Annotated in this window: 10 protein-coding genes; 7 read left to right on the top strand and 3 right to left on the bottom strand. The window is 46.5% G+C overall.

Annotation, left to right across the window (positions count from 1 at the left end):
- Positions 1-12: 12 nt before the first annotated feature.
- Positions 13-1,521: a DUF6056 family protein gene (locus ABDZ72_RS04990; protein ID WP_343751535.1), complete on the bottom strand. Its 1,509-nt coding sequence runs from the start codon at positions 1,519-1,521 to the stop codon at positions 13-15.
- A 317-nt stretch (positions 1,522-1,838) separates the two neighbouring features.
- On the opposite strand from ABDZ72_RS04990, the gene ABDZ72_RS04985 reads away from it, so the two are divergent.
- Entirely contained in the window at positions 1,839-3,503 is a 1,665-nt protein-coding gene (locus tag ABDZ72_RS04985; protein ID WP_343751534.1) for an S-layer homology domain-containing protein, read from the top strand.
- 164 nt (positions 3,504-3,667) lie between these two features.
- A complete protein-coding gene (locus ABDZ72_RS04980) occupies positions 3,668-5,425 on the top strand; it encodes a phosphodiester glycosidase family protein (RefSeq protein WP_343751533.1) in 1,758 nt (585 codons plus the stop codon).
- Positions 5,426-5,601: 176 nt separating this feature from the next.
- On the opposite strand, the gene ABDZ72_RS04975 is transcribed toward ABDZ72_RS04980, so the two are convergent.
- Positions 5,602-6,603, bottom strand: a complete 1,002-nt coding sequence (locus ABDZ72_RS04975; protein WP_343751532.1) for an SEC-C domain-containing protein — start codon at positions 6,601-6,603, stop codon at positions 5,602-5,604.
- Between the two features lie 316 nt (positions 6,604-6,919).
- On the opposite strand from ABDZ72_RS04975, the gene ABDZ72_RS04970 reads away from it, so the two are divergent.
- The 5 genes from ABDZ72_RS04970 to ABDZ72_RS04950 all read left to right on the top strand — a co-directional run bounded on the left by ABDZ72_RS04970 (position 6,920) and on the right by ABDZ72_RS04950 (position 17,131).
- Positions 6,920-8,284: an S-layer homology domain-containing protein gene (locus ABDZ72_RS04970; protein WP_343751531.1), complete on the top strand. Its 1,365-nt coding sequence runs from the start codon at positions 6,920-6,922 to the stop codon at positions 8,282-8,284.
- 193 nt (positions 8,285-8,477) lie between these two features.
- On the top strand, positions 8,478-10,802 hold the full coding sequence (locus tag ABDZ72_RS04965) for an S-layer homology domain-containing protein (protein WP_343751530.1): 2,325 nt from the start codon (positions 8,478-8,480) through the stop codon (positions 10,800-10,802).
- A 258-nt stretch (positions 10,803-11,060) separates the two neighbouring features.
- Positions 11,061-12,482, top strand: a complete 1,422-nt coding sequence (locus ABDZ72_RS04960; protein WP_343751529.1) for an S-layer homology domain-containing protein — start codon at positions 11,061-11,063, stop codon at positions 12,480-12,482.
- A gap of 86 nt (positions 12,483-12,568) precedes the next feature.
- On the top strand, positions 12,569-14,608 hold the full coding sequence (locus ABDZ72_RS04955) for a S8 family serine peptidase (RefSeq protein WP_343751528.1): 2,040 nt from the start codon (positions 12,569-12,571) through the stop codon (positions 14,606-14,608).
- 129 nt (positions 14,609-14,737) lie between these two features.
- Entirely contained in the window at positions 14,738-17,131 is a 2,394-nt protein-coding gene (locus ABDZ72_RS04950; RefSeq protein WP_343751527.1) for an S-layer homology domain-containing protein, read from the top strand.
- A gap of 423 nt (positions 17,132-17,554) precedes the next feature.
- On the opposite strand, the gene ABDZ72_RS04945 is transcribed toward ABDZ72_RS04950, so the two are convergent.
- Positions 17,555-17,743 (bottom strand): hypothetical protein, encoded by a 189-nt coding sequence (locus ABDZ72_RS04945; protein ID WP_343751526.1) that lies wholly within the window; start codon positions 17,741-17,743, stop codon positions 17,555-17,557.
- Between the last annotated feature and the right edge of the window lie 712 nt (positions 17,744-18,455).

Genomic DNA, 18,455 nt, shown 5'->3' with positions numbered 1-18,455 from the left:
GTCGTGAGACACTTAATGTTTTCTGTTCCATTCGGCATAAGGAATGAACCGGACATCCTGCTTTTCCGGTACGCCGTAAAATCGTTTGAACATCCGATTAAAATGCGCGTCTGGTGGGGTAGAAAACCACATAAAGGACGAAAATGGCAGCTCCGGAAGATAGATGGGCTGGTCCGTCGTCACGGCTTGGGTCTGCAAATGGGTGAGCCTTTTCTCGTTAGCATGCCCAATCGTGGAAAAGATACCGACATAGGCCACAACAGCCGCTACTACCAGACTGATCAATGCGGAACGAAGCGGTTTGCTGCCCCACGCATGCCATTTTTTGTTATACGCAAACAACTCCAACCCGAGTAGGACCATAAATATATAGGACGCCAATGCAGCTCTCGGACCATAAGGCGTCACATAGGCAAATGGCGCGGATAATAACACAATACCAAGCACATATAGCAACAGCCGATTGCGAGCCGGAGAATCTTTCACGAAAACCATAACAGACAGGCTGACCGCTATGAAATAGAACGCGCTTAATAACGCCTCCGCATCATTGGTCAAGGGTCCCAAATAAGCATTTCCTAACATGTGCTGAAAAATGACGACATATAATACGAAGCCCCCGACGCCCAGAAGCACGATTGGCTTTACGACTTGACTCACGCGTGATCGAGAAGCTCCATGCACAACGAGAATCATAATCATGACGCCAATAAATAAATGAATAGCGGGGTTATCGATGAATAAATAGCGATACATATCGCCGGAGAACACGTCATAGGATTTGCCTAAAATTCCGGCGTCCGCTCCGTTCTTAATCTCCCTGTACGCATGTTTGTCCTGTCCGTTCAGTATATTCCAGTACGCACTGTTTGAAAACATGATAACCGCACCAATGACTGATGACAGCAAATAGACGAGATGAACACGACAAACCGTTCGATGCACAACGACGGTATACACAACGACCATGCACGCGATGACAATCGAAAATATCGTCACATGCTCAACGATCAATTGCGTGGATAGACCGAGAGGAATGGCCGCATACACTTGCCACGTCCGATAAGTGGGCGGCTCGTCGGAGAAAATATTTTTTACCATCATGATATAGAGAATGAGTAACACCATCGATGGAACATAATTAACGAACCCGGCTGTCCATCCAAAGGTTTGTGCGTAAATGTCTGTCGGCAAAAGCAGCATAAATAGAAACGCCAATAGCCAATAAAGCAGGTTGTTGTCCTGACTGGTTACGCGCCCAATGACATAAACCAATGCCGTTGCAAATAGGCTCAGCACCACGTACCGCAGGAATGCGAAGCGAGTGGCTAAAATTTCAATGATATTACTGAGATACCGGCCATTATAATCGGCGAAAAGATTGTCCAGGCGCGTCATGCCCCGTTCAGTGCCCCACGTCCAGTCATCACCGGTATAAGGCGTCTGGAAAGCAATGAAAAAATAAAATAAAAAAATGCCTGTAAACAATGCTATAGGTACATAGTTACGTTTGTCGGTCAATGATCATCCCCGCTCTTTCTATTGGAGAACTGCACACACACGAACAAAGTATATCACACAGGGATGCAGGGTGCCACCGATTTTCCACAGTGCCAGGCACGCACACAATTCGCAATTCTTTCGGTGCCAGGCACGCACACAATTCAGAATTGTCCCGGTGCCAGGCACGAGGCACACGCGGTGCCAGGCACACGATCGATTTTCTGGAACGCGCTATCAGTTTATGTTATATTGGAAAACACTGGGCACTCGAATAGTTTGAAAGTTTCGTAGTGTCTGGCACATTTCACAGCATAAAGGAGAGGAGAGACAGAAAGATGTTCAAAAGAGGAATTTGGGTTGCTGTATTTGCTGTTGTGGTAAGCCTGCTCGCTCCGGGTGCGAAGGCGGACGCCGAAACGTCATTTTCCGATGTGCCCGAGGATTTTTGGGCCGCGGATGCGATTAACCGTTTTGCTAATACAGGTGTCATAGACGGCTATGAGGACGGTTCATTCGGTGTGAATGATAACCTGACCAGAGCTCAAGCGGCTATTATACTGGTCAATGCAAAGGATCTGGAAAAGCCGGATAGCGATGCTGTGACCAACTATTTTGACGATATTCAACCCGATCATCCATATGCCGACTACATAGCGGCTGCCGGGAAATCGGGAATCATGAGCGGCAGTGATGGTGCGTTTATGCCGGATAAGAATTTGACACGCCAGCAAATGGCTTCGGTTCTTGTCAGTGCATTCAACCTGGAAAGCGGTGAAGAGAGCGTAGATATCAATCTCAGTAATGTCAGCTCGAGTCACGAGGACAATGTGCAAGTGCTGGCTGATTTAAAGATTACGAATCAGCTGAAGGATTTCAGCCCGAATGAAAATATCTCCCGGGCTCAGTTCAGCGTAATGCTTGCGCAGTCCCTCGATAGTAAGGACGATGAGACGGACAACGATAATGGTAACGACGACGGTAACGGAAACGGCGATGACAACGGTAACGATAACAATACCGAAGTGACTGAGCTGTTGAAGAAAGCATACGGGAACGAACAGGAACTGGATTCGTATGAGTTCGAGGGCAATGCCAACATCGAGCTGTCACTTCCTGAATCAATGAAGACGACGCAGGAAGAAAAAGCAATGGGCATGATGCTTGAGGATATACAAGTGGACATCAGCGGTTCCTATCAAAAAGATCCGATGATGCTCGACGCGTCGGTTGACGTTACTATGAAAGGTGATATGGAGACGACGATCACCATTCCGATGATCATGACGGAAGAAAAAATGTGGATGAAGTTCCCGCAAACACCTGCTGCGCCAATGCCAGAAGAGCTGGATGGCAAATTTATCGAATTTGACATGCAGGAGCTTCAGGAGATGCAAGGCCAGCCATCCATTGATACCGATGTGCAAACCGAATTGGCAATGGCTGTCCAAGACCTATTTATCGATACGTTTGGCAATGACTACTATGATAAAGCAGAAGCCGGATCCTACGATCTTCCGGAAGACGTCAATGCTGAGCACGTGCTTCACTTCGAATTGACGGATGACGAATTGCAGCCATTTATGGAAACATTGCTGACAGGCTTTGTGCCGGGATTCTTTGACATTCTGGAAAAACCGGAATACTCCGAGGCGCTTGGTCTGACGGAAGAAGACATCAAGCAGGCGCAGAAAGAATTTGAAACTATGAAAGAAAACATCGACACCATTACATCCGAAATCGACGATACGTTGCAGATTAATACGTTTGAAGAATATGTGGCGATAAACGATCAAAACTATATCGTTCATGATACCGTTGATCTGGACGTGGATGTGAGTGCCGAAGGGGAGACATTTGGCGTGAGTCTTTCCGCTGATCAAACCAAACGCAATATCAATGGCGACATTTCCATTGATACACCGGATGCGGATGAAACTGTTCCAGTGGAAGAATTGGAAGGCATGATGCCAACAAAACCAATGGAACAGGACGTATCGTAACCGGACTGATCAAAACAGTTCGAAGCTAAAACAAAAAACGTTTAATTAAGAAAAAACCCGAACGGCGATTCATAACTCATTTGAACCGGTTCGGGTTTTTCTTTTTTATTACTTCGTAGTATAATAGACTATAAATCTATGAAATAAAGAAGGGATAACATCGAATGAAACGACAGAGAGTGACGAGCGTATTATTATTGCAGTCAGCCGTTTTGTTGCTATGGTCGATGGTTCTTGGTATGCCCGGAGACGCGTCGGCATCGCAATCGGTTCAGGAACAATTCCCCGTGTCAAAAGGGGTTCAATACAAGGATATCCGTTTATCCAACGGTTCAGGCGAACAAGCGGTACGAGTGACGGCGATCGACACAAGTCGTACAGATACATCGGTGGAGGTAGGATTTCCGGACGGGTTGAACAAGCTGTTAACGACCACGTCACTAGTGATGAACTACCATCGCAATGACCATCGTGTTGTCAGTGCCGTGAACGCATCCTTTTACCACACGGTCCCGCGGATCCCCATGTATCTTATATCCAAAGATAATAAATTGACATTTGCGGGGCAACAAGTATCCAGCAATCAAAACAGTTATGTTAATGAGCCGATTGCTTTTGGGATGAATAGACACGGCAAAGGAATGATTGACGATTATCATTTGACGCTTAATTATACATACCAAGGGAAAAAACACAAGATGATAAGTGCCAATAAACCCCGGACCGAAGACGGTGTGACGCTGTATACCTCAGCGTTTCATGGGAATACGACGCAAACGAATCAATACGGTATGGAAGTCGTCGTAAAAACGGATGAAAAACCGGCTCTTACGTTTGGATCATCGTATCAAGGCACGGTAACAGCCGTGCGTCAATACGGCGACACCGACAGTGCTGACATCCCGGAGAATGGGTTTGTATTATCCGCGCACCGTAAAGCCATGGGCCCACTTGACAATATGGAAAAGGGTGACAACGTGTCTTTCAATGTGGATATTGACAATAAATGGAAAGGGTCATCGTTTATGCTCACAAGTGGACCGATGCTTGTGAAGGATGGTCACGTCAACTTGTCGATGAATCCGAACAGCTGGCGCGCTAGATTGAAGGCCCCCAGAACGGCGGTCGCTATTGATGAATCCGGCGACACGGTCTTTTTCATAACGGCTGATGGGCGACAATCAGGCTATGCAGCAGGCATGACACTTTCGCAATTTGCCAAGTATGCCGTCCGATTAGGTGCCGATCGGGCGCTGAATCTTGATGGAGGCGGCTCGACGACGATGGATATACGGTACCCGGGCTATGACACTGTGCAAGTGGCAAACCGGCCATCTGACGGGCGACAGCGAGGCGTGATTTCGGCGCTGATGGCAGTATCGACATCAGACAAGCCTTATTATCTGTATACGGATGTGAACCGGGATGACACGCACGCCGACGGCATTGAGTGGCTCACCAAACAAGGCATACAAGGGTATGAAGATGGCTCATACGGCGTCGGTAAAATTTTGAACCGCCCGCATGCAGCGATTATGTTTACAAACGTTCAGAACCTTGAAAGGCCGGATGCATCAGCCGTTACGGACTATTTTAAAGACATTGAGGCTGATGACCTATATGCATCCTATATAGCCGCTGTAGGACAAGCAGGAATCTTCAACGGCAGTGATGGCAACTATATGCCGGAGAAACAGCTGACCCGGCAACAAATGGCCTCTACATTGGTATCTGCATTTGATTTGGAGAAAAAAGGGGACGACGTGGATATTAATCTATCGAACGTAGCTCCGTCGCATAAGGAAAACGTTCAGACACTTGCCAATCTCGGCATTACGAACCAGCTGGACGACTTTCGCCCGAATGAACCCGTTACACGCGGCCAATTCGCTACGTTTCTCTATCAGTCCCAGCAAAACTAATGCTAGTGACTAAAGGCTGGGACTGGCTGAACCATGCGACAGCGTATTTTTCCGCAGCGATCGTTAACGTTTAACCGTATCGATTATAAAAAAATCCGAACTGATTCAATATCTAAATGGAAGACGTTTGAATCAGTTCGGATTTTTGATTGTCGTCGGTGACACAGAGTCTTTCGTTATGGCGTTGTATTGCTCGCCAGCGTTTGGGAAAGTTTCCGGTAATGCGCTGAAACCGTTCCTGGGGAAGCATCATATTCACTGGCCACTTGTCCTTGTGTCATAGACGTATTATTTAAAATGGTTTTTTGTACAAAGTATTCCAGGGCCGCCGCATAGGATTCGCTTTTGACGAAGGACGGCTTTGCCTGTTTGCAATAGTCATTCCACAGGTCAATGCCCTGAAGAATGATGTCATCGGATATGTCTTTGTCAACCATATGATTGGCAAACAATTGGACAACCTGCCCTCGTTGCGGATTGGCATCATCCGCGTCTGTTTCAAGTGAAAGGGCCTCGGCTAAAAAGTCAGGAAAATGCGTCTTCAAACCATCATCTTTACTGGAATAGTGCTGTAATAACGTTATGACGTTTTCTTTATTATAGGCATACAGCTTGACGATGCTGTAAAAAAAGTTGAATCGGTCAAAATATGGGACCAGTGTTCCGATAAGGAGGCTACCGTGTTTGAATGTCTCGCCTTCTGCCATTGGAAGCGGGTAGGCGGTATCACTCAATAGCTCCCGGACGAATAATTGGCTGGATGCCTCATCAATGTCTATGACTTCATACACAGAAGGAACGCTATGGCCCCATAGACTAAACGTATGTTTCGCCTGATGTTCTATTTGGGACTGATATGTGTGATAAAAGGCATCAAACAGGGTTTGTCCCCTTTGAAGGCATGCGACATTCAGCAGTATCCAGATCATTAAGCCGCTCTCATAAATTTGATTCATATCATCGTTGTCGAGGTCGCGTGTCGCATATCGGGTTATCTGTCTATGAATGGTATCGTCGTGCTTATTCGTTGCAAAAGAAACGAACTGTTGGTGTAAACGATCCAGTTCTCTGTTGATGACTTGGGAACTGAAATCGGTTATGTTAAAGGCTCCGCAGCATTTTTTATACTTCTTTCCACTGCCGCATGGACAAAGCTCATTTCTTTCATACTTGCACATAGTTCAAAGCACCTCGCATGTAAGTTAGATACCTTATTAATTATGCTTGAAAATCCGAAAAGGTTCAAGGAAAAAATGTCCAAACCCCGTTATTCTTACTCACATGTTTCCCTATTGAAAATCGTTTATACGTGCCAGGCACTTTAACAATTCAAAATTTTCTCGGTGCCTGGCACTGAATCAATTCGAACTATTCACAATTGTTTTGGTGCCAGGCACTAGGTGGAAATTGTTTCTATTAATATATGAACCTATACCCATCCAAAATGGTGTATAATCTATTTAAAACGTTATGGTGTCATAATAGGAGGTTAACATGAAAAGAAATATCATCACGGGATTATCAGCAGTACTGCTCGCATTTATCGTATTGGTACCAAGGATTGCTTATGCAGCTGAGGGTGATGTAGATGATCCGGCGACACAGATTCCAGTCCTCATGTATCACGGTTTGTTGACGGAAGAGGAAAAACAGTTACATCCTAACAATTCAAGTTATATCACGGTTGATAGTTTTGAAAAGCAGATGACGTATTTGGCGGAAAATGGTTATCACACAATTTCAGTTGACGACATGAATGCCTTTTTGGCCGGTGATCGTCAATTACCTCGCAAAAGTGTGATGATTCAATTTGATGACGGTCTTCGAAGTGTGTATCGCTATGCTATGCCCATTATGAAAAAGCATGATCTCCATGGGGTCGCAAATATCATTACCAATCGAACATATAAAGATTATGGCGACGAATGGGATCCTGCGAAGCACCAATATATGGACGAGCGTATGCTTGATGCCATTTCGGACGAGGTTTTTGAACTGGAAAGTCATACAAATCAGTTACATAGGTATATAAAAGGACAATCAGCTTTTACATACAAATCGCCCGATACTGTCATTTCTGATCTTGATGCAAATCGACAGGCGCTTTCAAACTACAATGACGATGTAACCTTGTTTGCTTATCCATTTGGTCAGTACAATTCTGAATCTAAAAAGATATTGAAAAAAGCTGGGTTTCAAACAGCCTATACGGTGAAAGACGGTTATGTATCATCGTGGGATGACCCTTATCAACTTAATCGACTTGGAATCGTTCCGTCAACGAGTTTCCAAGAATTTAAGAATATAGTAACGAATACGGTGGCACCCATTTTTACGGATATACCGCTCGATCATCCAAACTTTGGACAAACATTTTGGTTATACAGTCATCATATTATTAAGGGTTACCCGGATGGTCACTTTGGTCCACGAGAACATATAGACCGGTCACAAGCTGCTAAAATGCTTGTTCAGGCGTTGGGCATGGACGTTCCTGACAATGTCGAATCAGCCCCTTTCACGGATATACCGCTTGATTATCACGATCCGTATCTAGTAAAAGTCGTGACAGCACTGAAACAGAACGGGATATTTCAAGGCGATGGTGGTGCATTTAAACCAGCGTCACATCTAACACGAGAGCAAATGGCGACGGTGCTGGTTAATGCGTTTAACTGGACCGAAGCAGACACACACGTTGACGTGGCTGATCTAAATCAAGCCAGTCCGTCACATAGGGAAACGATTCGTATTATGGCGCAGAAGGGGATCACAGCACTGCCAAACGGAAAATTCTCACCACACGACCCAACCAGACGCCTTCATGTAGCCAGCTTTTTGTACCAAGCCATGCACTAAGGTGTCAGGCACTGAATCAATTCGCACTATTCGCAATTGTTTTGGTGCCAGGCACTTGCAACTGGCGCTTGCAACTCTATTATGCTATAGTGGTAGATATATGGAGTCATAGACGAATCGATGGTTCTGTATCTCACCATAAAGTACGTGCCCTATGATCATGGGGAACATAATTCCAGGAGGGGAAACCAATATGTCCCATACGAAGCAATATCGTAATGTAGCTGTCTCATCCATGGCAGCGGCTACGGCAGTTGTTGCTGTGGCGCCCGCCGTATCAGCCGATTCAACGGAATTTACGGACGTTCAGGAAAGTAACTCTCACTACGAAGGGGTTATGGCCTTGGCCGAACAAGGCATTGTTGATGGCTATGAAGACGGGTCATTCGGTGTTTATGACAATGTAACCCGCCGGCAGATAGCCGTTATGCTTTATAACGCATTGGATCTTCAAGCGCCATCGGATGTGTCAGACGCATTGAGCGCATATTCCGATGTTGACGCTGACAGCCTGTATGCCGAGCAGATTGCTGCGGTCACGGAAGCAGGTGCGTTCAGTGGTAGTAATGGCAAGTTCAATCCGGCCGACGACATCACGCGTGCACAAATGGCTACCGTCCTTGTCAGCGGTCTTAATCTGAAACAATATGACGACACGGTTGAGGATGTCGATATCAATTTGGACAACGTCGGCCCATCCCATGAAGCCAACGTACAAGTGTTGGCTAATCTTGATTTGACGGTTGCAACCGATGATTTCCATCCAAGTGAAGAAATCTCCCGCGGTGCCTTTGCAACCATGCTTCATGGCGCTCTTCAAATTACTGACACGACCATCGTTCACAGTGTCGAGGCAACGACGGATGTCGTCGATAATGATACACCTGGCCAACTCGCAGGATTCACGATCAATGACGGCACAAATGTCAGTGTCGACCAACTGAAAGAATCCGGATATGACGTTACATTCACGTCACCGAGTGCGATTTTTACCAAACTGGATGACGATGGCAATGCCGTTAAAGGTGCGGCCATCACATCGACAACAGGCCAATTAAAAGATTCGTTTGACATAGATACGACGTTTGAGTATCAAGTTGTTATTTCCGATGACAATGGAGACATCGTAGCTGAATCCGACGTGGTGTCCGTTAATGTGGAAAATTTTGATACAACGTACGAATCGATTGATGACTACACGTTGCAAGCCGGTAATCTCACTCTTGAAAACAGCACAACAGCTGTTGAAGGTGAAACGGTGACCATAACAGATGTTACAGGAACAACAGAAGCAGGTGACGCGAATAATCCTATTGACGCCTACTCCATTGACTCATCGAATCCGGATGTTGCGTATGTTAATTCTGAAGGCGAACTGACAACCATAAAAGCGGGAGCAACTGAAGTAACCATCTCTACCGGCGAGACAACAACATCGTTTACATTGACGGTCTCTGCTGACACACGCGAAGCCTCCAATGTAACGGTCGATCCGTCTTCCGTTGAATTCGTCGCAGACAATGGCAGTAAGCAGCAAGTGGATCTGACCGTGACGGATCAATTTGGCGAAATTTATACAGGTGAGGTTTACGTCAAACGGCCAACCGTTCAAGTGGATGAAACGCAGAAGCCGATCGTTGAATTTGCCGAGGGCCATTCATCCAACGTCGCGATTGACAATGGCAAGGGACACTTTTCTATTACTGGCTCGGTAGAAGGTCAAGGCAATGTAGCTGTATATGACGAAGAAAACGGGAATCCATTAGGGTCGGTATCCGTTGACGTGTCCGGAGATCTCAATGTCGATAACCGTAAATTTGAGGTAGTCGGAGGCGAGTCCGATGATACTACCATCGATGCCTATGCCGTTGGAACCGGAGATGAAAGGGATAAGGATTCAAGCGTCCGCCTGGCTTTGAATCAATATAATGAAGCCGGCTTTAAAATTGGACAAGAATCCATCACTGCAAAAGAACAAACCGCTGATGAATACACCGTTCAAATTTCCAACGACACAAATGCTAATGTCCAAGTTAGCAACAATGACGTCGTTGTGACGGCTAAAGGCAAAACCGGAACGATTGATTTGGACGTCAGTTACGGTGGTACGGTTGTTGCTGAAAAAACCGTGACTGTCAAAAATTCAACGCCGAAGATGAATGCGATAGCCTTTAAAACAACGGACGCAGTGACAGAAGCCGGCGAAACCGTGAATGCGTCAACGGTTCTTTCTTATGAAGAAGACACAGGCATCGTTACAGGCGTCGACGTTTCCACGAATGAAAATGTTTACGTTGACGATAATAACTTCTATATTGAAAAAGACGGTGATGACGGCCTGACAGACGGTGATGAGATCGTCGGTTCAATCGAATGGACTGGAAATAAAGATTTAACCATCACAGATAACACAGCCTATACGGTCCAATCCGGCGACCAAGGCAACGTTATTTTCTCCGTTAAAGACGATACGGACAACACGATTAACACAACAGCCGTATCCGTCGATGTTCCATAGGTGCCAGACACTGAATCTAGAAAACGTTGGAATGAGATACAACACTCATTCCAACGTTTTTTTTGGTGCCAGGCACTCTAACAATTCAGAATCTTTCCGGTGCCAGGCACTTCAACAATTTAGACAATTCGCAATCGTTTTGGTGCCAGGCACTGAATCTCGGTGCCAGGCACTTAATCTCTAAATCTACTGGCGCTGATTCTATGAACACGTTATAATGGATAGAAATGTGATTGATTTCTTGAGGAGGTTTGAAATGTGAAGAAAACGTTTTTATTTGTAACCGCTGTATGTATTGTGACAACCGTCTTGTTGCCTACCCGGATTTATGCGGACGGGCATACGAATCCTCCGGTGGGTGGCGTGAAACAAAAAATAGCGAATGAGGCTCGTGAGCAAGGCATTCCGCCTGAGATTTTAAAAGCGATTGCAGCTAACGAATCCAATTATAAGCAATTTGATGCCGACGGGAGTCCGCATATATCATCGGACGGCGGCATTGGCATCATGCAGGTGACACCGGATAATGTTGATATGGATGTGGATAAGGAAAAGTTGAAAACGGATTCGGAGTATAACATTCGCGTGGGCGCGCAAGTGTTACTTAACAAATGGAACTTAGACTTCCTGCCACAGATGAATGACCATGATAAAGCCGTTTTAGAAGACTGGTATTTTGCCGTTATGGCTTACAATGGTCTGTCCAAAACAAATGATCCAACCATCCATTCAGGCGATACATACCAAGAGAAAATCTATCGCCGCATCGAACAGTCATCGCTTCTTTACGGGGAAAACGAATCCTACTTTGAATTCCCGGATATAGATATCAACTATAAAGACAATAACGACACGATCTTTTTCCCGCCAGACAGCGATCATTATGAAACCGGTACGACCACACCATCCCAGCAAATGTATGACGAGAACGACACGGTTTTCATTGATGAACGGGAAGGTTTTGCCAACATCAGACATAACGGCATCAGAGGCGATGCAACGCCATTATGGCCGTATACCCCTTTAACGTTGACCAATGCTTATCCCATTGAGTCATCAAACCCCGCCAACGACTTTGCTTATTACCACGTGTCAGGGATCGATGTTAAAGGGTATGTCGCATCAGCCTACATCAATGACGGTCATGACGATATGGTGTTTAACGACACGATGGATGATCATCGCGCGGCGGCGCAAGCCTTTGTTTCTATGAAAAATTATGCAAACGGGTATCCCAGCGGTGACTTTGGTTCCAATGATCGTTTGAAACGAGAGCATGCTGCGGTCATTCTGGCTAACATATTATCCCTGGACGCCCCGGATGATTACGACATACAAGCCTCGGATGCTGAATCCATTGACGATTATCGTGAGCCGTTACGAAAGGCTGAATACAATGGTTTGCTTGGCGGTGGCGGCAAATTGCGTCCGAAAGAGTATGTCACCCGTGCACAAATGGCTCAAATTATGAGTGAAGCGTTCGAATCGTACTACGAGAAACCTGAATCGATGCACTCATTTGACGATGCGAAAAAGATCTGGAATCTGGAGGAAGTAAACACCATGTATCACAATCATATCACTACCGCCGATCCGTTCCGGCCAAACGAAACGATTACACGTTCCCAATTTGCCATCTTTATTTATCGCACCATGGTCGACGTTGAAACCAGTAGCTAACGGGCCGTTTGGAAGGGGAACGACTGTTATGAGCTGTCAAAGCGCCGTCGTCTTAAATACTAGATTACTATACATGGAGGATGCCTATGTACCTACGAACACTTTCTATTATGTTTTTGATCAATCTTATCGTCATGCTTATTCATCCATCCGGATCATTGGCTGCGGCAGAAAGCCAATCTATGACAAATGATGTGAATAACCGCCGGGTGATTATTCAGGTTAAGGACGATCACCATTTCGCTGCGGATAAATGGGGGATCCAGGAAATAACATCCAAACAACTTCTGCGCGATCAGTATAATCTGGTACGGATTCCGAATCACATGGATTACACAGAGACGTTAGACGACATCAAGCAGGCATCCAATGTAGCGATGGCCGAACCGGACTATATACGCCAAAAAACGACCGTCCCATCCGACATCGGCAATGACAAACAGTGGTATTTGGACCGCATTCAAATGCCCCAAGCGTGGGATGTGGAAACGGGATCATCGGATGTCACGATTGCTGTTTTGGACACGGGTGTTGACGCAGGTCACCCGGAACTGAACGGACGCGTCCGATCCGGGTATGATTTTGTCAATAATGACCGTGATCCGGATGATGATAATGGCCATGGAACGTCTGTGGCCGGCGTCATTGCTGCCAACGCCAATGAAGAGGGGGTCTCGGGCATTGACTTAGGCGCTGAATTGCTGCCAGTCAAAATTGCTAATAATGCAGGTGAGGCATCCGTCTATCATATTTTGGAAGGCATTCAGTATGCGATCGATCAGGGTGCAGACGTTATCAATATGAGTTTTGTATCCTATCGATCTAGCAAACTCGAAAAAAATGCTGTTCAAAAAGCTTATGAGGCCGGTATTTTGCAAGTGGCTGCGGTCGGTAATAAAGCGATAAATGAACCGAGCTACCCAGCAGCATACCCGGCTGTTATAGGTGTTGCTGCAACAAACCAACAAGGCGATCACGCTGAATTTTCCAATTATGGTGATGCAGTCGATGTGACAGCACCAGGACAATCGATTTACACGGTACATAAAGGGGATCGGTATGACACGTATCAAGGGACATCGTACGCAACCCCGATTGTGAGCGGAATAGGTGGTTTGCTGAAAGCGCACCGTCCGAGTTGGTCAAACGTTCAATTAAAAAAAGCATTGGAAGCAAGTGCAGTGTCTCCAGATAAAGCCGAGTGGACTGGTTATTTCGGCTACGGGCAAGTGAATGCACACCGCGCTTTAACCATGGATTTGGACGGTTGGAGCGACGATGTACCGAATACACAAGCGTCGGCCAAAGCGTTGGCGTTTGATCAACCTGTCAGTGAAAAAATCAATCATTCGATGGATAACGACTGGTATCGTTTGGAGGTGGATAAACGCAGTAAAGTGACGATCAAGCTGTCTAATCCATCACAGACGCTTGATTTGACGGCAGAACTACATGATGCGGATGGTCCAATGGCAACGTTGGATGCGCAAGCGGCTGGAGGGGACGAGCATGATACATTCACAGCGGATGCGGGGACGTATTATTTGAATGTTCAAACCAAGCACCACCGCTGGTCGACGGTCCCTTATGACATCAGCATCAGCAAACAATTTCCGGACGTCGAGCGATATGCGAACGAAATTCAGTATCTGACGCAACAAGGCATCATTCATGGGTTTTCAGACGGCACATTCAAACCAAACCAAAATGTGACCAGGTTGCAAGCTGTTCAAATGTTATTAAGTGAAATGGACATAGATGGTGATCAGGCGACCGTATCCGACCCCGGCTTTAAAGACGTTCACGCCGATACCTATGGCTATGAAGCGATTGCCAAAGCCGCTGAACTCGATCTTATCAACGGAAAAGAGGATGTATCCTTCGATGCCGGCGGTCAACTTACCCGTGGACAAATGGCAGCGATGTTAGTGTCAGCCTATGATCTAACAGGAGCGTATAACGACCGTTTTACCGACGTCCCGAACGGTCATTGGGCCCATGATTCCATCGATATACTTGCGGCCAATGACATGGCCAAAGGGTATCCGGATCACACATTCCGACCGGAACAGCCGATCAGTAGAGAGCATTTTTCCCTGTTTCTCTATAATTATATGAATGGATAGTGCACGAACCATGGTCGTTGGCAACCATGACCGTTAAAAAGGTTGCAAAATAGTTAGAAGGCCCCTTTATTTTCAGATTTTAATAGACTATTATTGGTTTAATAGAGTTTTTTGAGGTGGTGAAAAAGCATGACCAGCCATGAATTATGGCGAACGATAATGGTTGGCGTCGTTGGGTTGGGGATGTTACTGGTAACACCTGCATTAACGTTGGCTTCAAGCCCATCGTTTGATGATGTGGATTCGTCCAATTCCCATTATGACGCCATTATGGAACTGGCAAAACGAGATGTTGTAAGCGGTTATGAAAACGGTGAGTTTGGCGTGCACAAACAATTGCAGCGAAATCACGGAGCCATTCTTTTTTATGAGGCGCTAGGTCTGAGTGACATAGCGAGCACGGAGAAACGTTTAAGCCGATATGATGATGTCGATGCAAACGATATGTATGCGACAAAGATTGCAGCGGTAACGCCGGAAATATTCGCGGGATCAAATGGTTCATTTCTCCCGAATGCCGATATGACACGGGAGCAGATGGCGACCACCATTGTGAGTGCGTTTGACTTAAAGGATGACGGAACCAATCCGGACATCAATCTGGATAATGTCAATCAATCGCACCGCGAAAATGTAAAGATTTTGGCACAGCATGATATAACCAATCAGCTTGATCATTTTCGGCCAGAAGAAGCGGTGAAGCGAGGACAATTCGCGACATTTTTACATCAGTCCATGATTTCGACCGACATGATCGGGGACTCATCAGCTAATGATGACTCGAATGAAGACGAAACACCAGAAGACAAGCCAAATGAAGACTCCGATTCATCGGATGAAGAGTCGGACTCAGGGTTGGGCTCATCGAAACCGGACAATCCGGATGGCGATAAGCCAAATGAAGACTCCGATTCATCAGATGAAGAGTCGGACTCAGGGTCGGGCTCATCGAAACCGGATAACCCGGGAGAAGACAAGCCAAATGAAGGCTCCGATTCATCAGATGAAGAGTCGGATTCAGGGTCGGGCTCATCGAAACCGGACAACCCGGGAGAAGACAAGCCAAATGAAGACTCCGATTCATCAGATGAAGAGTCGGATTCAGGGTCAGACGCATCGAATCCGGACAACCCGGGAGAAGACAAGCCAAATGAAGATCCCGATTCATCGGATGAAGAGTCGGACTCAGGGTCGGGCTCATCGAAACCGGATAACCCGGATGGAGATAAGCCAAATGAAGACTCCGATTCATCAGATGAAGAGTCGGATTCAGGACAGGAGCCACCACAACCGGATAACCCAGCTGAAAATAATTATACGACCACCTCGTATAATATCAGCTTTTCTTACGCGATGAGTCAGCAACGGTATCCGAAATTGGACGGTGGTGGTCAATTTATAGCAAGCGACGAATTAATGTCATACTACGCCAATCCCAATAACTTCAAGAAAGGCTCACCAGAGTTTTTTCAATTTCTGAAGCTGTCCTATGAACCAGGTTTGAAGGCAGATACTATCAATGACCAAATTCTTGCTTATAAAGGCAGCCTAAAAGGAACGGCTGAAGCTTTTATTGAATCGGGAAAAAAACATGATATTAATGTTATCTATTTGATCGCTCATGCCTTGCATGAAACAGGTGATGGCACGTCCGCATTGGCTGGCGGCCTGAAAGTTGGTCTCGATAAAAACCATCAACCGCAATATGTAACGTCTGACAATAAAGATGATTTAACAGACATCAAAACAACTTATAATATGTTCGGTATCGGAGCGTATGATAGCTGCCCGAAAGAATGCGGTGCCGAACGTGCGTATGAAGAAGGGTGGTTCTCGCCGTCAGAAGCCGTTATAGGCGGTTCCCGTTTTATTACGAATGGCTATATCGGTCAAGGGCAGGATACACTGTATAAAATGCGATGGAATCCGGAAGTTCCGGGAAATCATCAATATGCAACCCATGTGGAATGGGCGACGGTTCAAGCCAGACGAATTGAAAAAATGTACGATAAAGCTGGATTGATGGACCGTTTTGCATTACAGTTTGAGAAACCGGAATACCGACAGTCACCTGATGCCGGTCAAAAACCAACAGGTGAAGATAAATTTGCAATAGATGAATCGGAAGAAGGGGAAACCTATGCGACCTCGTCTGATCTGAATATCCGCACGTATCCATGGGGCCATGTGAAAACAATGCTTCCTAAAGGAACCACCGTGGTCGTTATCAGTGGGAACAGCAACTGGTACAAAGTTAAAAGTGATGAACAAACCGGTTGGGTCTCCGGAGATTTCCTTGAAAAACCAAACCCATTGGAAGTTGTCAATATAAGGACTGTTCTGAATGTGCGGCCGGAGCCGAATAAAGATACCGAATCGATCGGCCATTTAACGAATGGCGATATCGTAAGCGGCGCTATTGGCGATAACGGCGACTATATCAAAAAGAATGATTACTACAAAATCATTTATAAAGGCGATGAAGCGTGGGCACATCAGGATTACTTGGAAGAAAAAGGATAACTAGAAAAACGATGCGGGCTGGGACATAACTAAACAAATCACTTCTAAATACGAACAATATATTTAAGAAGTAATCACCGCTCCGGAAAAACACTGCGCTTTCACCTTGCCAGGCACAAGCGCGACATCTGTTTAAGCTTCCTTTCGTCGCTTTCACAGTGTCTTCTTTGCCGCGGGCGCTGCTGAGCCTCCTCGTGCTTATCGCACTGCGGGGTCTCATCTAGACTTTTCATCCCGCAGGAGTCTTCGTGTTTTTCCTGCGCTAAATGAAAAATCCGAACTGATTCAGATTGTTTATGAATCATCGTTCGGATTTTTCTTTAACTAAACATCTTTTGTCCTAGCCCGCATCGTTTTAGTGCTCACGTACGCAATCATCGAGGGAGGTCGCGCAGCTCAGGTGGAAAATCGCGCGATAATTGGCTAGGTCGCGCAGCTCGAGATGAAACTCGCGCGATAATCGGCAAGGTCGCGCAGCTCGAGGCGAAACTCGCGCAGTAATCGAGACAGGTCGCGCAACAAGCGCCTCAACTCGCGCGACGCCCCTTCAATCTTGCGCAGCTCCACCCCGATCTCGCGCAACTCCTGGTCAACCTCGCGCAACTCCCACAATGGTATGCCTTCCTCACGTGGTATGTTCGTAGCTTAAAAGATGATTTTCGGCAGCTGCCGAAAATCGACCAATTAAAATAGCGCACTTGAGCACAGAAACAGCAATGTGTGCTATCGCGCCCACGCCTCGCGCAATAATTGGACGGGGTCGCGCAGCTCACGGCGAAACTCGCGCGATAATCGGCAAGGTCGCGCAGCTCGAGATGAAACTCGCGCAGTAATTGGGGGAGGTCGCGCAACAAGGGCTTCAACTCGCGCGACACCCCTCCAACCTCGCGCAGCTCCACGCCGATCTCGCGCAACTCTCGCAATGGTATGCTTTCCTCACGTGGTATATTTGTATCTTAAAAGATGATTTTCGGCAGCTGCCGAAAATCGACCAATTAAAATAGCGCACTTGAGCACAGAAGCAGCAATGTGTGCCATCGCGCCCACGCCTCGCGCAATAATTGGACGAGGTCGCGCAGCTCACGGCGAAACTCGCGCGATAATCGGCAAGGTCGCGCAGCACGAGGCGAAACTCGCGCAGTAATCGAGACAGGTCGCGCAACAAGCGCCTCAACTCGCGCGACACCCCTCCAACCTCGCGCAGCTCCACCCCAATCTCGCGCGACACCCCTCCAACCTCGCGCAGCTCTACTGATATTGTCCCCATAAAATAGACAACATTAAAATCGTGCAACCATGTATGTTAGTTTGTTGATGGGGAGGC

It is taken from the genome of Lentibacillus halophilus, from assembly GCF_039522485.1.
Classification (GTDB): Bacteria; Bacillota; Bacilli; order Bacillales; family Amphibacillaceae; genus Lentibacillus; species Lentibacillus halophilus.
The sequence above is the reverse complement of the archived record's forward strand: the minus strand, read 5'-3'. Positions and strand labels throughout refer to the sequence as shown.

What these genes read in the sequence shown, in the direction of transcription:
- ABDZ72_RS04985 (WP_343751534.1), top strand. Translation starts at nt 1,839, where the DNA reads ATGTTCAAAAGAGGAATTTGGGTTGCTGTATTTGCTGTTGTGGTAAGC.
- ABDZ72_RS04980 (WP_343751533.1), top strand. Translation starts at nt 3,668, where the DNA reads ATGAAACGACAGAGAGTGACGAGCGTATTATTATTGCAGTCAGCCGTT.
- ABDZ72_RS04975 (WP_343751532.1), bottom strand. Translation starts at nt 6,603, where the DNA reads ATGTGCAAGTATGAAAGAAATGAGCTTTGTCCATGCGGCAGTGGAAAG.
- ABDZ72_RS04970 (WP_343751531.1), top strand. Translation starts at nt 6,920, where the DNA reads ATGAAAAGAAATATCATCACGGGATTATCAGCAGTACTGCTCGCATTT.
- ABDZ72_RS04965 (WP_343751530.1), top strand. Translation starts at nt 8,478, where the DNA reads ATGTCCCATACGAAGCAATATCGTAATGTAGCTGTCTCATCCATGGCA.
- ABDZ72_RS04955 (WP_343751528.1), top strand. Translation starts at nt 12,569, where the DNA reads ATGTACCTACGAACACTTTCTATTATGTTTTTGATCAATCTTATCGTC.
- ABDZ72_RS04950 (WP_343751527.1), top strand. Translation starts at nt 14,738, where the DNA reads ATGACCAGCCATGAATTATGGCGAACGATAATGGTTGGCGTCGTTGGG.